We start from the raw sequence: 13,448 nt of genomic DNA, 5'->3' as shown, positions 1-13,448 counted from the left end.
CTTTAAAAGTAAAGCTGAAATAACGTTATCGTTGTAAACAAATCCGAATCAGACAGACATAAGGTTTACAAATGACAGATCAGGATAAAAACTTCAATTACGCCGCTCTAATAAATCGTGAGATGGAAATTCTTGACTACAAAAGCATGATGAAACAAAAAATGGAAGAAGGTCGAGAGGAAGGGAGTGAAGAAGCAACAATTAAGCACCTAATATGTTTGATTAAGAAAAAAAATTTCAGTGTAGAAGAAGCGTTGACTACTTTAGAGATTTCAAACGACCAATAGCAATCTATAAAAGCTATGCCAAAAAAATAAGGAGCTAAATGCTAGCTCCTTAAATATGAGGAGGTTATTGAAATTTACTTGATTAAGAAAGATATTTTTTAAGTGTTCTGCGTACAGCTCCTGGACCTTCAATTAATTCGCTAACTATCGTTTCGATCTTATTTCCCAGTCCGGTACTATATAAATCCAAACCAAAAATATTCTCGTTTGAAAGAATTGGTTTTAGATTATCTTTAACTGAGTCAGCATCCCCAAGTTTTACATCTGACAGAAGTCCTGTAAGCTCTTTGAGCATAGGATCAGGGGATAACTCAAAATTGTTTCCCTCATCATCCACTGCCAGCAGATATCTTATCCAGCCAGCGATAGCCAGAGGCAGAGCTATAAGCTTATCTGTACCGTCAGTTTTTATATGTTCCTTGATGGTATGACCAAAACGGATACCAACCATCTGAGAAATATCAACCGCAATTCTTGCAGAGGTATCTCCCATATAGGCATTAGGGAATCTAACATTCAGTACTTCATCCAAAAATGTCTTTGGAGACAGAATCTTTGGATCTTCAACTACAGGCAGACCTTCTACATAACCTAGCTGTTTAGCCAGCTTTGAGAGTTCTGGATCTTTCATACCGTCAGCAAAGAATGTATAACCTAAAAGACAGTCATAGGTACAGAGCGCGGTATGAATTGGGTTCAGACAGACTGTAACCTTCATGCGTTCTGACTTGTTGACAGTCTCTCTGTTAGTCATGAATACACCGGCCTTTTCAAAAGGAGGTCTTCCGTTAGGGAAGGAATCTTCAATAACCAGATACTGAGGTCCTTCGGCATTAACAAATGGAGCGATATAGGTCTTTTTCGAGGTCACAACCACATCCATATCCTCAATTCCCATGTCCTTGAGATCTTTTGCCAGAGCCTCTCCTGGGCGAGGGGTGATTTTATCAATCATTGACCAAGGGAATGATACTCTCTTTTCATCTCCAACGTAGGCCAGAAAATTCTTTTCAAGATAGCCTTTTTCTATCCATTTCTCGGTCATTTCAAGAACACTTTCACGTAATTTCTTTCCATTCTGAGAAACGTTATCCATGGACACCAGTGCAAGAGGAGTGGCTCCGGCCTTGAATCTTCTGTAAAGCATCGAAGTTACAATCGCCATGGCTCCGACACACTTATCAGGACCGTTTTCTATATCATTTTTAACGTATGGAAGGTAATTGCCATCTGCACCCTTTAGCGCATATCCTTTTTCAGTGATGGTAAAGCTTACAAGCTGCAGCTCTTTATTGCAAAAGATTTCCTCAAGACGTTTCATTGCAGTAGATTCTTTGGTATCTGCCTTCAGAGCCTCGCACAGAGAGCCTAGAATGCTGAAGTCTCTTTTTCCATCCTGATGCAGAGTGGCTGCCAGAACAAGATTATCAAAAGGTTTGTAGATCTTGTCTACAACGTCATAATCAAAGGTCTCAACACAAGTTATACCTCTGTCTAAAAGATTATCAGAGATAAGTCTGTCAGCAATTCCTCCGATAAAGATTCTGAAGATGTTGCCTATTCCCAGATGAACCCAGCGAGGAGATTCAATCGTTTTACGGGCAACCTCCTGGACGTCGTAGGAAGGGAGCTTTACTCCCTTTGCTTCCCAGAAATCCTTGTTCTCAAGTGTTGCATATGAAAGTTTCATGGCAGTTTTTCCTTATTCCTCGGATGGATCAACGTCGATTAAAACTTTCATTGTGCTTTCACGATTGTTATCAATATATTCGTATGCCTTGTTGTAATCAGCAAATGCGAACTTGGCACTCTGAAGAGGCTTCAGCTTGATCTTGCCTTCGTTTACGAATCTGATTGCATCAACGAAATCTTCATGACGGTACATCATTGAGGTATTCAGATCCAGCTCTGAGTCATTAAGTTTTGCCAGATCAACATTTGCTTTCTTTCCGAATACAGCAACCAGAATGATGGTACTTCCCTTTCTTGCATTCTGAATAGCCTGGTCCATGGTGATATCGGTGCCGGCACACTCGTAGATTACATCTGCCTTATCAGGACCAAAGGCTTCTACCAGTGCCTTTGCATAGTCTTCCTTCATGGTGTTTACAACGTAGTCGGCTCCTAATTCCTTTGCCAGAGCAAGTCTGCCGTCAGAAATATCTGTTGCAAATACTTCCTTAGCGCCAAGAGCCTTTAGTGACTGAATCAGAAGAATACCGATAGGACCGCAACCTAATACTACAGCCTTTGCTCCCTTTAAGTCTGGGAAGCGTTTTGCTGCGTGAACTGTTACAGCCAGAGGTTCCATCATTGCGCCCTCAGAGTAGGTCATTTCCTCTGGAATTGGGGTGATCTTGCTTGAATCTACAGCAAAGAACTCACTTGCGGTACCGGTGGTCTGGAATCCCATCACCTTCAGTTTTTCGCACAGGTTGTATTTGCCGTGAAGACATGGATAGCATCTGCCGCAGAATACCTGTGGCTCAATGATAACCTTCTGACCAATCTTTAAATCTTTTACGTACTCACCTAAGGCCACAATCTGACCTGAAACCTCATGACCCTGGGTTACAGGATATGAAGTATAAGGGTGTGAGCCGTGATAAACATGGATATCAGATCCGCAGACACCGATTTTCTTAATTTTTACCAGAACCTGATCTGGACCTACTTTTGGTACTGGAACATCTCTAAAGGTGATTTTTCCTGGAGCGGTCATTACCTGCTGGATCATTGTGTCTTTCATTTTTTACTCCTTACTAATTATTTTATATAGGATTTTTTCCTGTTTATTTTTTGAAATCTTTTTCTAGTTCCTGGAATCTTGCCTCGCAGGATGGCTCGTAGGCGATAAGCTCTGCATAGCATGCGTCACACCACAGAGCCAGTTCTTTCTCAAGTCCGTATACACGGGCTATTCCCCGGGACATTTTCCATATATCCTCTGTGGTTCTCTGGAATTTTTCATCGTCAGAGGCTTTTTTCAGACCAAAGAAGCTTGATGCATACTTTGCGCTCTTGCAGGTTGACAGGTATCTGCGTACTGCATTGCGCATTTCAAGGTACAGCTCTTCACGCTGTTCGTCATTAAGCTGCTCTCTTAAAAAGAACTCATCTATGGTCAGATTGACCTCTCTTAAGGTCGCTTTCTTTAAAAACTTGCGACGGTACAGTCCTGGCAGGTAGACGCATTTGAAAAGCCACAGATCTGCGATACGGTCAGGTTTACGTCTGAATTCAAAGCGTTTTTTGTATAATTCACGGCGGAAACTTGCCTTATCCTTATCTATTTCCTCTAAAAGAGCCTTTCTTTTTTCAGGATCAAGTTCTTCAAAATACTGTCTTACCTGTTCTTCCATTTTTATTCCTTTCTATCATTTACCAGTTCATGGCCTTGATAGCAGCCTTTTCAACTTCAAGACCTGCTACATAATGACGGGTAAATGTTTCAAAACCTTCTACCTCTTCAGGAGTTGCCATAATTACTTCTCCCTTGAGGTTCTTAAAGATGCGGTTATTGAGGAAATCCTCAAGCTTGCCATCTTTCTTGCCGTCTGCAAGATAAGCTGCAAGCAGGGCAATACCCCAGGCGCCGCCTTCTGAAGCGGTCTCCATAACTGCAACCGGAGTGTTGATAGCTGCTGACAGAATTCTCTGCATTACTCCAGGAGTCTTGAATAGACCACCATGACCGAGAATCTGTTCAAGCTTAACTCCTTCATCCTTAAGCAGAATATCCATACCCAGCTTTACTGCACCTAATGAGGTATAGAGATTTGCTCTCATGAAGTTTGCCAGGTTAAATCTGCTGTCAGGCATTCTGGCAAACAGAGGACGCCCCTCATTGATAAAGGTGATATTCTCACCTGAATAGTATCCGTATGACAGAAGTCCACCGCAGTCCTTATCTCCGGTCAGGGCATGATTATACAGCTTGTAGTAAAGTTCGCCTGCATCAGCCTTGATTCCCATCAGATCACAGAACTCCTTGAACATCATAATCCATGCATTCAGATCAGTGGTTCCGTTGTTGGCATGAGACATTGCACAAGGGAATCCTGATGGTGTTGCCACCATGTCAATTTCTCTGTAGACCTTGGAAAGCTGCTTCTCTAATACCACCATTGCAAAGGAGCTCGTACCTGCAGATAGGTTACCGAAGCGAGGGGCAACACTGTTTGTGGCTGTCATGCCGGTTCCAGCATCCCCCTCAGGCGGACATAAAGGAATTCCTGCTTCAAGATCACCTGTCTTGTCTAATAGTTTTGAACCCTCGGCGGTTAGTTTTCCTGCATCATCACCTGCAACCAGAATCTTAGGGAAAACTTCTCTCAGTTTAAGCTTTGAGCTCTTTGAAGACAGCAGAGCATCAAACTTGTCTGCCATCTTCTGATCGTAATCTTTAATTTCTGAATCGATAGGGAACATACCTGCGCCATCACCGATTCCGATAACCTTGCAGCCGGTCAGCTTATAATGAATCCAGGCAGCTAGGGTAAATACTGAAGCTATCTTTTCAACATGTTCCTCTTTGTCTAAAAGTCTCTGATATAAGTGAGCTACTGACCATCTTAAAGGAATGTTGTAGTTAAACAGTTCTGTCAGTTCATCAGCTGCAGCTGTTGTATTGGTATTTCTCCAGGTCTGGAATGGGGCCAGCTGTCTGTCTTCCTTATCAAGTGCAATGTAGCCGTGCATCATGGCACTGATACCTATGGCTCCGATTTTCTTTAAGGTAACCTGGTATTTGTCTGAAACCTCTTTTTTCAGGTTTGCATAGCAGTCGCTAAGTCCGTTTAAAGCATCTTCAAGGGAATAGGTCCAGATTCCGTTTACAAGAGAGTTTTCCCACTCATGAAATCCTACTGCCAGCACATTGCCTTCGTAATCTGTTAATACACCCTTGATTCTGGTTGAGCCCAGTTCAATTCCTAATGCTGTCTTTCCTTCTGTTATAACTGTAGCAACTGACTTATCCATACTTGTTCCTATTTGTTTAATTGATTGAAAATTATTATTTTTTTTACTTATCTGTTTTGTTTTGTCAGTCCGGTACAGAGCGCGGTACCGGACTGTGATTGAGTTATGTCTTATCTCTTGCGACGCTTCTTGGACATACAGTCGATACCTACGGCTACAGCCAGTACCAGACCTTTTACCACCATCTGGGTGTATTCACTAACGTCCATCAGAATCATACCGTTGGTCAGGGAGCCGATAATCAGAACACCTGCGATAACACCTGACATGGAACCTACACCACCGTATACTGATACACCGCCCAGTACTACGCAGGTGATAACGTCGAACTCAAGACCTTTACCTACGGTGCTCTGTGCTGAGTTTGCACGTGATAGCAGTACGATACCAGCTAAGCCTGCAAAGAAGCCTGAGAATGCGTAAATCAGATACTTAACACGGTTTACGCGGATACCTGACAGTTCTGCTGCTTCCTCATTACCACCGATAGCATAGAAGTAACGGCCGAAATAGGTCTTGTTCAGAATGAAGCTGCCAAGTGCAAAGCAGATAATCATCAGAATTGCGCAGATTGGCAGGAAGTCAAAGGCTGACCAGCGACCGAAGATACCGAAGTCTGAATCAAAGCCTGCAATTGGACGACCACCTGAAATCAGATAGGCAACGCCTTCAAATACAGTCTGAGATGCAAAGGTTGCAATCAGAGCAGGAATACCTACTGCTGCCACCATTACTGCATTGATAAGACCGATACCGGTAGCCATGATTAGAGAAATGGCCACAGCAACCCACATGTTTACACCAGCAGCTACCATCAGCCAGGCACAGACTACGTTTACCAGGGTGATGATGGAACCGATTGACAGGTCGATATCTGCAATCAGAATAACGAAGGTCATACCGATTGCAGCGATTCCATAGTAGGAAACCTGACGTGAGATGTTGATGATGTTTCTTCCTGTAATAAAGGTTCCATCACTGGCAATAGCGAAGATGATGATTTCAGCGATGAAAACCAGCCAGATTGCGTTCTGTTTTAAAAAGTTTGCGTTTAACATTTATCGAGACTCCTTTGCCTCATCAGTGATACCGGATGCATACTGCATAATCTTGTCTGAGTCGAACTCATCTTTCTGTAGTTCGCCAGTGGTGCGATTTTCTGCAAGAACGATGATGCGATCCGACATACCCATTAACTCTTCCATTTCTGATGAAATCATCAGCACACTGCGGCCTGATTCAACCAGCTCATTGATAAGTTTGTAGATTTCATATTTGGCACCTACGTCAATACCACGGGTTGGTTCATCGAAAATAATCAGTTCACAGTCAGCGGCCAGCCATTTGCCTAGAATAACTTTCTGCTGATTACCGCCTGAAAGATTCTTAACCAGCTGATTCAGTGTAGGACACTTAATCTGGATTTCCTCACGGTACTTCTGAGCAATTTCTTTTTCCTTTTTGGAGTTTATTACACTCAGTTTGGAAATACGCTCATAAATAGGCATATTGATATTGTTCTTGATGGAAATTCCTAAAAGAGCTCCATGACGTTTTCTGTCTTCTGGTACCAGGGCGATTCCAAGATCAATTGCCTCTCTTGGAGACTGAGGATTGATTTCCTTTCCGTTGAAAATAATGGTTCCTGACTCTTTTGGCTTAGAGCCGAAAATAATCTCGGCAAGCTCGGTTCTTCCTGCGCCTACCAGACCACCCAGACCTAAAACCTCACCTGCATGAAGCTTCAGAGAAATATCCTTATCTCCGTTGCCGGTAACATTCTTAAGTTCAAGTACCACCTTGTCCTTGTTTACGCAGCTCTTGCGTGGTGGATATTTCTGGGTAAGCTCACGACCAACCATCAGCTTGATGAGTTCATCTACGGTTGCTTCAGGAGTGATCAGTGTTGTTACGTATTCACCGTCACGGATAACCTCGATTCTGTCTGATAATCTGAAGATTTCCTCAAGACGGTGTGAAATATAAATGATGGATACGCCTTTCTTTCTTAAAAGCTCAACTACCTTAAACATATTCTCAACTTCGTTTGAGGTAAGAGGCGCACTTGGCTCGTCCATAATCAGAACCTGTGCGTTCTGCTGTATTGCCTTGGCAATCTCAATCATCTGCTGGTAGCCTACGGTAAGGTTCTTTACCAGCTCTTTTGGATTGATTTTAATGTGCAGCTGATCAAAGGCCTTCTGGGCTTCTCTTTCCATAGCGGCTCTGTCAATTATCATTCCTTTGCGGATTGGTCTGCCTAGAAATAGGTTTTCTGCTGCTGAGAGTTCACCAACGTTGTTGAACTCCTGATAGATAACTGCAACTCCGTTCTCAGCTGCAAGCTGAGGACTCATTCTGTCGAATTCTTTTCCGTTGACACGGATTTTTCCTGATGTTGGAATCTCTGCTCCGGTACAGCATTTGATCAGTGTGGATTTACCTGCACCGTTCTCACCGATAAGACCTAATACCTCTCCCTTTCTAAGTCTGAGGGTAACGTCTTTTAGGGCTACTACACCTGGGTATTCCTTTCTTATATGTTCAAGTTCCAGAACATAGTTCTCGCTCATTCCCAATCTCCTTATGCAAGCCTTCCCATTTGAATGAGAAGGCTTTTTTTTTCTGTTTGGCTAGTTATTTATTATTTCATGCCAGAACTGATTTTTTCTACATTTTCTTTGGTAATAGGAGCTACACCACGAATTACGTTGTGCTCTGGAAGCTTGTTCTCAAGAATTAAAGCGAACATGCTTGCACAGCTGGTAGCTGTATCAACGTCTGAACCCTCAAAACCGATGATGCCCTTAGCAGGATAGGTAGGATCTGATAGGTGCTGTAACTGCTGCTTGGTTACGTCAGTTGTAAATACACCCATATCCTCTGGGATCTTGCCGTTTGTTGCGATCTGTAAGGCTTCATCTGCACCGATCATAGGACCTGCACCGATACCGGTAACAACCTTGCAGTCTGGTTCACGCTGTAAAATAGTTTCGATTGCTGTCTGTGCCTCGTTTGGACGTAGAGCTGCCTGACTTGCAACAATTTCATACTTGCCGTCAGCAACGTTCTTCATACCCTCACGGATACCTTCTTCACGCTCTAACAGGATCTTGGTCTGAGGGAAGCCTAAAACTGCAACCTTTGCCTTCTTGTCTGTGGTGTAGTGCTCATTGATGAAGTTACCAGCCAGCTCACCGATTGCAATACCCAGGTTGGTGTTGTTTAGAATCCAGTTACCGTCGGTATTGGTCATAGGATCATCCCAGCACATTACCTTGATGCCCTGCTTTCTTGCTTCTGCACATGCATCTTCAACTGCAGCTGCATCTGATGGGTGAACCAGAATGAAGTCACAGCCTGATGAGATGAAGTTCTCGATCTGAGCTACCTGCTTTGCAGACTTGTCATCGCACTCAACAATAGTGAATTTTGCTCCGTTGGCACTTAGAACATCTTCTAAAGCAGCCATAACACCAGCCCAGTATGCGTTACGCAGTGACTGAATGGTAATGCCGATCTTCTTGCCTTTTAAAGCACTCAGATTTGCCTTTGCATAGAACTCAGGACTTGCCTGGATACCCTGTGTTTCACTGGTAGTTGCAGCGAATGAAGGTGCTGTAAATGCTAGTGTAGCTGCACAGAAAAGTGCTGATAATAAAGTTTTTTTCATTTGTAAACTCCATGTATGTTTGTTGTTATATACTCTTGCGAGCGAGATTAGAAACAGGTGAATGCACCATCAACTATTACATCTGAACCGGTTGTAAATGAGCTTGCATCACATGCAAGATATAAGGTTACAGATTGTAATTCCTCTGGTTCGCCTAAGCGGTGCATTGGAGCCATCTCATTCCAGGTCTTGATTAGAGGAATCAGAGTTGGGCTTGCTTTAACCAGTTCAGTTCCGATGTAGCCTGGGCTGATTGAGTTAACTCTGATACCGTGCTTTGCCCATTCAATAGCTAAAGACTTGGTTAACTGAATTACACCTGCCTTTGATGCGTTATATGCGCACTGTGGCTGTGGAACGTTAACGATATGAGCAGACATTGAAGCGGTATTGATGATTGAGCCCTTGATACCCTTGCGGATCATGTACTTACCTGCTGCCTGTGCAGTCAGGAAAACACCGGTCAGGTTGATATTGATAACCTTGGACCACTGCTCAAAGGTCATTTTGTCTGCTTCTGCATTGATACATATACCTGCGTTGCAGAATGCGATATCTAATCTTCCAAATTCCTGATCGATAACGTCTATCAGATTGTTAACGCTATCAGGATTGGTTACATCAGTCTTGACAGCAATGCTTTTTACCTTGTACTCCTCGCTGATGAATTTAGCGGTTTTCTGAGCCTCTGCCTCATCAAGATCAGCGATTACGATATTTGCTCCTGCCTGAGCAAAGCCCTCTGATACAGCTTTACCAATGCCGCGGGCACCACCGGTTACAAAAGCGGTTTTACCTGTTAGTCTGAATTTATCTACTAGATTCATGAAGAAACTCCTTACAAATACGTATGTTTGTTAAATATGGAATATTATTTTTGTAAATTTCCTGTAAAATACTTTAACAAAGTTGTTTTAATAAAGTAACTTTTATTATATGACTTTATATAAGTAATTTGATATAAGTCAAAAAACAATAAAATTACCCCTAAAAAACGAGATATAAATCATGTTTTATGGCTTTTTTCGATTTTTTTTGCACCGTCTATACGGTACATTATTTTTATGAAAGCTATAAAAAGGATGTGGATGTGAACGATTATTATATAGACCCTAAAAAAGCTAATAAGGAAAGGATATTAGGTCTGTTCTTCCTGCATGAGGCTCTCTCAAAACCTCAGATTGCAGAGCTCACAGGCTTCAGTCTTCCAACCATTAACGGTCATATGAAAGATCTTGAGAATATGGGAATGATTGGTCCTGGTGAACTTATGGATTCCTCAGGAGGCAGACCTGCAATTTCATACAGACTTCTTCCTAGATCAAAACTTGCTCTTGGCGCTGAGATCAGAAAGGATTTTGTGAAAATCTGTCTTTGTGATTTAAAAGGCGAGGTGGTGAAGCTCTGGAATATAGGCATCGAATATAAGAATGAGAAAGCCTACTCCGCGAAGCTTAACAGTTTACTTAAGGAAGCAATTTCTACCTGTGGTTATCCTCTGGACAACATACTCGGTATCGGTGTTGCCATACAGGGTGTGGTCAACAAGGCTGGAACCGAGATTATTTTCTCAAAGATTCTGGATACCTCAGAGCTTGATCTAGAAATAATTAAAAAGGATATCTCAATTCCGGTCCGTCTGTGTCACGATGTCAAAACTGCAGCCTTAGCAGAACTTTGGCACAACCGAAAGATCTCCAATGGTATATACATAGCGATGTCAGAGCATCTTGGAGGTTCCCTGATAAAAAGCCGCTGTATTGAACACGGCCGTTCCGGATATGCCGGTTCCTGGGACCATGTGACCTTTTCAAACAAGGGAAAGCTCTGCTACTGCGGAAAACGCGGCTGTATTGATACCTACTGTAATTTTGAAACCCTGTTTGAGGGAGAGAGCATTCCTGATTTCTTCTTTAAGTTAAGAGAGGAGAAATCCAAAGAATATAAGGTTCGCTGGTCAAAATATCTGTCAACCATTGCTTTTGGTCTGTATCAGGCCTGGCTGATTCTAGAGCGACGAATCATTCTAGGCGGCGAGCTGGCTATGTGGCTTAATCCTGAGGATGTGGCCTTTGTTGAAAGTGAAATTATCAACAGGAGTACCTTTACCTGCAGACCTGGCTTTGTGATTAAGGCAAATGTAGAACATCATGCCTGTGCCATAGGTGCAGCACTGCCATATCTTGCTGAGGAGATCCCTGAGCCGGTAAGACCTATTGAGGCCTGGTCAACCTACTGCAAACCAGAAATAACAGAATATTAAGCTTTAAAAGATAAAAATATAAACATTTTTCAAGGAGTAATTTAAATGAACCCATATATTGGTCATGCTTCCCAGCTTTTTGGAGTTGAAGAGCATCGTCTTGTCGGCGGCAAGGGTGATGGAATGCGTATTTTTGAAATACACAACGGCAAAGGTATTGATCTGACTGTCTGTGCTGATCGCTGTGCCGATATTTCAAGACTTCGCTTTAAGGGACAGAACCTGAGCTACATGACAGCCTGCGGTTATGTTGCACCTGCATACTATGACAGCATCGGTGCCAACTGGTTAAATTCATTTACTGCAGGATTCCTGACCACATGCGGTTTTCAGAATGTTGGTATTCCAAATGAGGATGAGGGCGAAGAACTTTCACTGCACGGATCAATCGGCAACACTCCTTGTGAGCACATCTATTACCGTGAAGAAGGAGATGAACTCAATATTTATGCAACAGTTAAGGACGAGACTATTTTCGGCCGCAAACTGGTTTTAGAGCGTAAGATCAGTGTATCCACCAAGGAAAACGTCATTGTCATCACCGATAAGATTCTGAATACCGGAGACATGGATGAACAGGTTGGTATCCTTTATCACATGAATATGGGCTATCCTCTGTTAGATGAGGACAGTATCATCACCATTCCATCAACCCAGGTTATTGCCCGTAATGCTCATGCCCAGGAAGATATTGAAAACTGGATGAAGGTTGAGAAGCCAACTCCACACTATGAGGAGCGCTGCTACTACCACTACTTCAAGGATGGCAACGGCTATGCCTCTATTGAACAGCCTAAATCAGGAATGAAACTTGAGATTTCTTATGATGCAAAGACTCTTGATCATTTTGTTCAGTGGAAGATGATGGGCGTTCGTGATTATGTAATGGGGCTTGAGTGCGGTAATACCCTACCAGAGGGCAGAGCCGAGATGCGCAGACGCGGTCAGCTCAAGTTTGTAAAACCTGGTGAGTCTCTGGATTACAAGGTAACCATAAGATTAAGCTAGTCTGATGTTCTTCTTCGTTGTTGCAGCATATCATTTCAACGAAGAATTAAGGCCAGTGAGTTTTTCTCACTGGCCCTTTTTAACTGTACTTTCTGTTAACAGCTTAAATCTATTTTGCAAGTTCTGCCATCAGGTAATAAATATCTCGGTTCTGGAAGGTCTTGAAGTTACTCTTTGTAATCAGTTTCTGAGGTGTTACTACTACACGAGGAATCATCTGACCTTTGAGAATTCTGGCAACTACCTGTACGGCAATAGCTCCGGTAACCTCAGGGAAGGAGTCAACAGTTCCGGTAAGTTCTCCCTTTGCAATTGATTCATAGGCAGGAGAAATACCGTCAGTTCCAAAAACTGAAATACTGCCGAGTCTGTTTTTCTTCTTTAAAGTCTCAACGGCACCTAAGGCCATAACATCGTTATGACAGTAAATGCCGATGACATTTGGATGCTTAGAAATGATTTCCTCGGTAAGCTTCTTTGCATCTTCAAAAGCCCAGTTGCCGCAGACCTTTTCCACAATCTTGAAGTCATGATTCTTCTTAAGGGTATTGATAAAACCACGTGAACGCTGGGTGGTTGCATAAACCAGAGGCAGACCTTCGATAACTGCAACCTCACCGCCGTGTGGATATTTCTCTAAAAACCACTCTGCTACATCCATACCGTTGCGGTAATGCATGCCGCCTACGAAATAACGGGTCTGAGGTACAACTGCGTCTGAAACGTTAACAAATGGAATTTTTGCACTTAAGGATTCCTCAAAAGGCAGCTGCAGAGTCACATCTGTCTGAGGTGAAGCTAAGATAGCGGTAACATTTTTGGCAAGCAGCGTTTCGGCAATATCCAGCTGTCCAAGAGGATCATCCTCATTTTTAGCAGCTAGTGATTCAAGCTTTACTCCCATTTTCTGAGCCATAAACTCATAGCCTTTGTTGATGCTGTTCCAGAAAGGGATGTTCGCGGTTTTGACAATGGCACCTATAAAGGTATCCTTTGGGAAATCAGGGGCTTTTCCGTATTTCTGTTCAAGCTTAATCCAGCTTATGCGGTCAGCTTCAGTATCAGGACTTAAATCGGTTAACTCAGCACTGAAAGCTGTTAAAGAGGTAAAAACAAGAGAGGCCACAAAGAGTTTTAGGCCGGTTTTCAGGTTTTTCATAGACCACCATACACAAATCAAACAACGCAACGATTATAAATTAACCATTGCATAAGGAACGATTTTCTATAAAAG

12 protein-coding genes are annotated in these 13,448 nt (G+C 42.7%); 3 read left to right on the top strand and 9 right to left on the bottom strand.

Annotation, left to right across the window (positions count from 1 at the left end; all coding sequences use genetic code 11):
- Positions 1 to 71: 71 nt before the first annotated feature.
- Positions 72 to 287: a hypothetical protein gene (locus QZU45_RS01840; protein WP_295350913.1), complete on the top strand. Its 216-nt coding sequence runs from the start codon at positions 72 to 74 to the stop codon at positions 285 to 287.
- 82 nt (positions 288 to 369) lie between these two features.
- On the opposite strand, the gene QZU45_RS01835 is transcribed toward QZU45_RS01840, so the two are convergent.
- From QZU45_RS01835 to QZU45_RS01800, 8 genes are all read right to left on the bottom strand, one after another.
- On the bottom strand, positions 370 to 1,977 hold the full coding sequence (locus QZU45_RS01835) for a mannitol dehydrogenase family protein (RefSeq protein WP_295350911.1): 1,608 nt from the start codon (positions 1,975 to 1,977) through the stop codon (positions 370 to 372).
- Between the two features lie 12 nt (positions 1,978 to 1,989).
- The gene (locus QZU45_RS01830; RefSeq protein WP_366925479.1) at positions 1,990 to 3,024 is read right to left on the bottom strand and encodes an alcohol dehydrogenase catalytic domain-containing protein; all 1,035 of its coding nucleotides are present in this window, start codon (positions 3,022 to 3,024) and stop codon (positions 1,990 to 1,992) included.
- 55 nt (positions 3,025 to 3,079) lie between these two features.
- Positions 3,080 to 3,649: a DUF6553 family protein gene (locus tag QZU45_RS01825; protein ID WP_074840460.1), complete on the bottom strand. Its 570-nt coding sequence runs from the start codon at positions 3,647 to 3,649 to the stop codon at positions 3,080 to 3,082.
- A 19-nt stretch (positions 3,650 to 3,668) separates the two neighbouring features.
- Positions 3,669 to 5,270 carry an FGGY-family carbohydrate kinase gene (locus QZU45_RS01820; RefSeq protein ID WP_295350904.1) on the bottom strand — a complete coding sequence of 534 codons (1,602 nt, stop codon included), beginning with the start codon at positions 5,268 to 5,270 and terminating at the stop codon, positions 3,669 to 3,671.
- Between the two features lie 110 nt (positions 5,271 to 5,380).
- Positions 5,381 to 6,328, bottom strand: coding sequence for an ABC transporter permease (locus QZU45_RS01815; RefSeq protein WP_074840457.1), 948 nt, complete (start codon positions 6,326 to 6,328; stop codon positions 5,381 to 5,383).
- The gene (locus QZU45_RS01810) at positions 6,329 to 7,843 is read right to left on the bottom strand and encodes a sugar ABC transporter ATP-binding protein (protein ID WP_294998533.1); all 1,515 of its coding nucleotides are present in this window, start codon (positions 7,841 to 7,843) and stop codon (positions 6,329 to 6,331) included.
- 71 nt (positions 7,844 to 7,914) lie between these two features.
- On the bottom strand, positions 7,915 to 8,943 hold the full coding sequence (locus QZU45_RS01805; protein ID WP_074840453.1) for a sugar ABC transporter substrate-binding protein: 1,029 nt from the start codon (positions 8,941 to 8,943) through the stop codon (positions 7,915 to 7,917).
- Positions 8,944 to 8,990: 47 nt separating this feature from the next.
- Entirely contained in the window at positions 8,991 to 9,770 is a 780-nt protein-coding gene (locus QZU45_RS01800; RefSeq protein WP_074945221.1) for an SDR family oxidoreductase, read from the bottom strand.
- A 263-nt stretch (positions 9,771 to 10,033) separates the two neighbouring features.
- Between QZU45_RS01800 and QZU45_RS01795 the strand changes: the two genes are divergently transcribed.
- Together QZU45_RS01795 and QZU45_RS01790 are read left to right on the top strand one after the other, a co-directional pair.
- Positions 10,034 to 11,206, top strand: coding sequence for an ROK family transcriptional regulator (locus QZU45_RS01795; protein ID WP_295350897.1), 1,173 nt, complete (start codon positions 10,034 to 10,036; stop codon positions 11,204 to 11,206).
- A 45-nt stretch (positions 11,207 to 11,251) separates the two neighbouring features.
- The gene (locus QZU45_RS01790; RefSeq protein ID WP_295350894.1) at positions 11,252 to 12,214 is read left to right on the top strand and encodes an aldose 1-epimerase family protein; all 963 of its coding nucleotides are present in this window, start codon (positions 11,252 to 11,254) and stop codon (positions 12,212 to 12,214) included.
- 109 nt (positions 12,215 to 12,323) lie between these two features.
- Here the strand turns inward: QZU45_RS01790 and QZU45_RS01785 are convergent, their stop codons facing one another.
- Positions 12,324 to 13,373, bottom strand: a complete 1,050-nt coding sequence (locus QZU45_RS01785; protein WP_295350892.1) for a substrate-binding domain-containing protein — start codon at positions 13,371 to 13,373, stop codon at positions 12,324 to 12,326.
- Positions 13,374 to 13,448 lie beyond the last annotated feature (75 nt).

The organism is uncultured Succinivibrio sp. (assembly GCF_902756765.1).
GTDB lineage: Bacteria > Pseudomonadota > Gammaproteobacteria > Enterobacterales > Succinivibrionaceae > Succinivibrio.
Note: the sequence above shows the minus strand (reverse complement) of the source record. Positions and strands in the feature narration are given on the sequence as shown.

Coding starts and splice junctions, on each gene's coding strand:
- QZU45_RS01805 (WP_074840453.1), bottom strand. CDS start 8,943: ATGAAAAAAACTTTATTATCAGCACTTTTCTGTGCAGCTACACTAGCA.
- QZU45_RS01820 (WP_295350904.1), bottom strand. CDS start 5,270: ATGGATAAGTCAGTTGCTACAGTTATAACAGAAGGAAAGACAGCATTA.
- QZU45_RS01790 (WP_295350894.1), top strand. CDS start 11,252: ATGAACCCATATATTGGTCATGCTTCCCAGCTTTTTGGAGTTGAAGAG.
- QZU45_RS01810 (WP_294998533.1), bottom strand. CDS start 7,843: ATGAGCGAGAACTATGTTCTGGAACTTGAACATATAAGAAAGGAATAC.
- QZU45_RS01835 (WP_295350911.1), bottom strand. CDS start 1,977: ATGAAACTTTCATATGCAACACTTGAGAACAAGGATTTCTGGGAAGCA.
- QZU45_RS01800 (WP_074945221.1), bottom strand. CDS start 9,770: ATGAATCTAGTAGATAAATTCAGACTAACAGGTAAAACCGCTTTTGTA.
- QZU45_RS01825 (WP_074840460.1), bottom strand. CDS start 3,649: ATGGAAGAACAGGTAAGACAGTATTTTGAAGAACTTGATCCTGAAAAA.
- QZU45_RS01815 (WP_074840457.1), bottom strand. CDS start 6,328: ATGTTAAACGCAAACTTTTTAAAACAGAACGCAATCTGGCTGGTTTTC.
- QZU45_RS01785 (WP_295350892.1), bottom strand. CDS start 13,373: ATGAAAAACCTGAAAACCGGCCTAAAACTCTTTGTGGCCTCTCTTGTT.
- QZU45_RS01840 (WP_295350913.1), top strand. CDS start 72: ATGACAGATCAGGATAAAAACTTCAATTACGCCGCTCTAATAAATCGT.
- QZU45_RS01830 (WP_366925479.1), bottom strand. CDS start 3,024: ATGATCCAGCAGGTAATGACCGCTCCAGGAAAAATCACCTTTAGAGAT.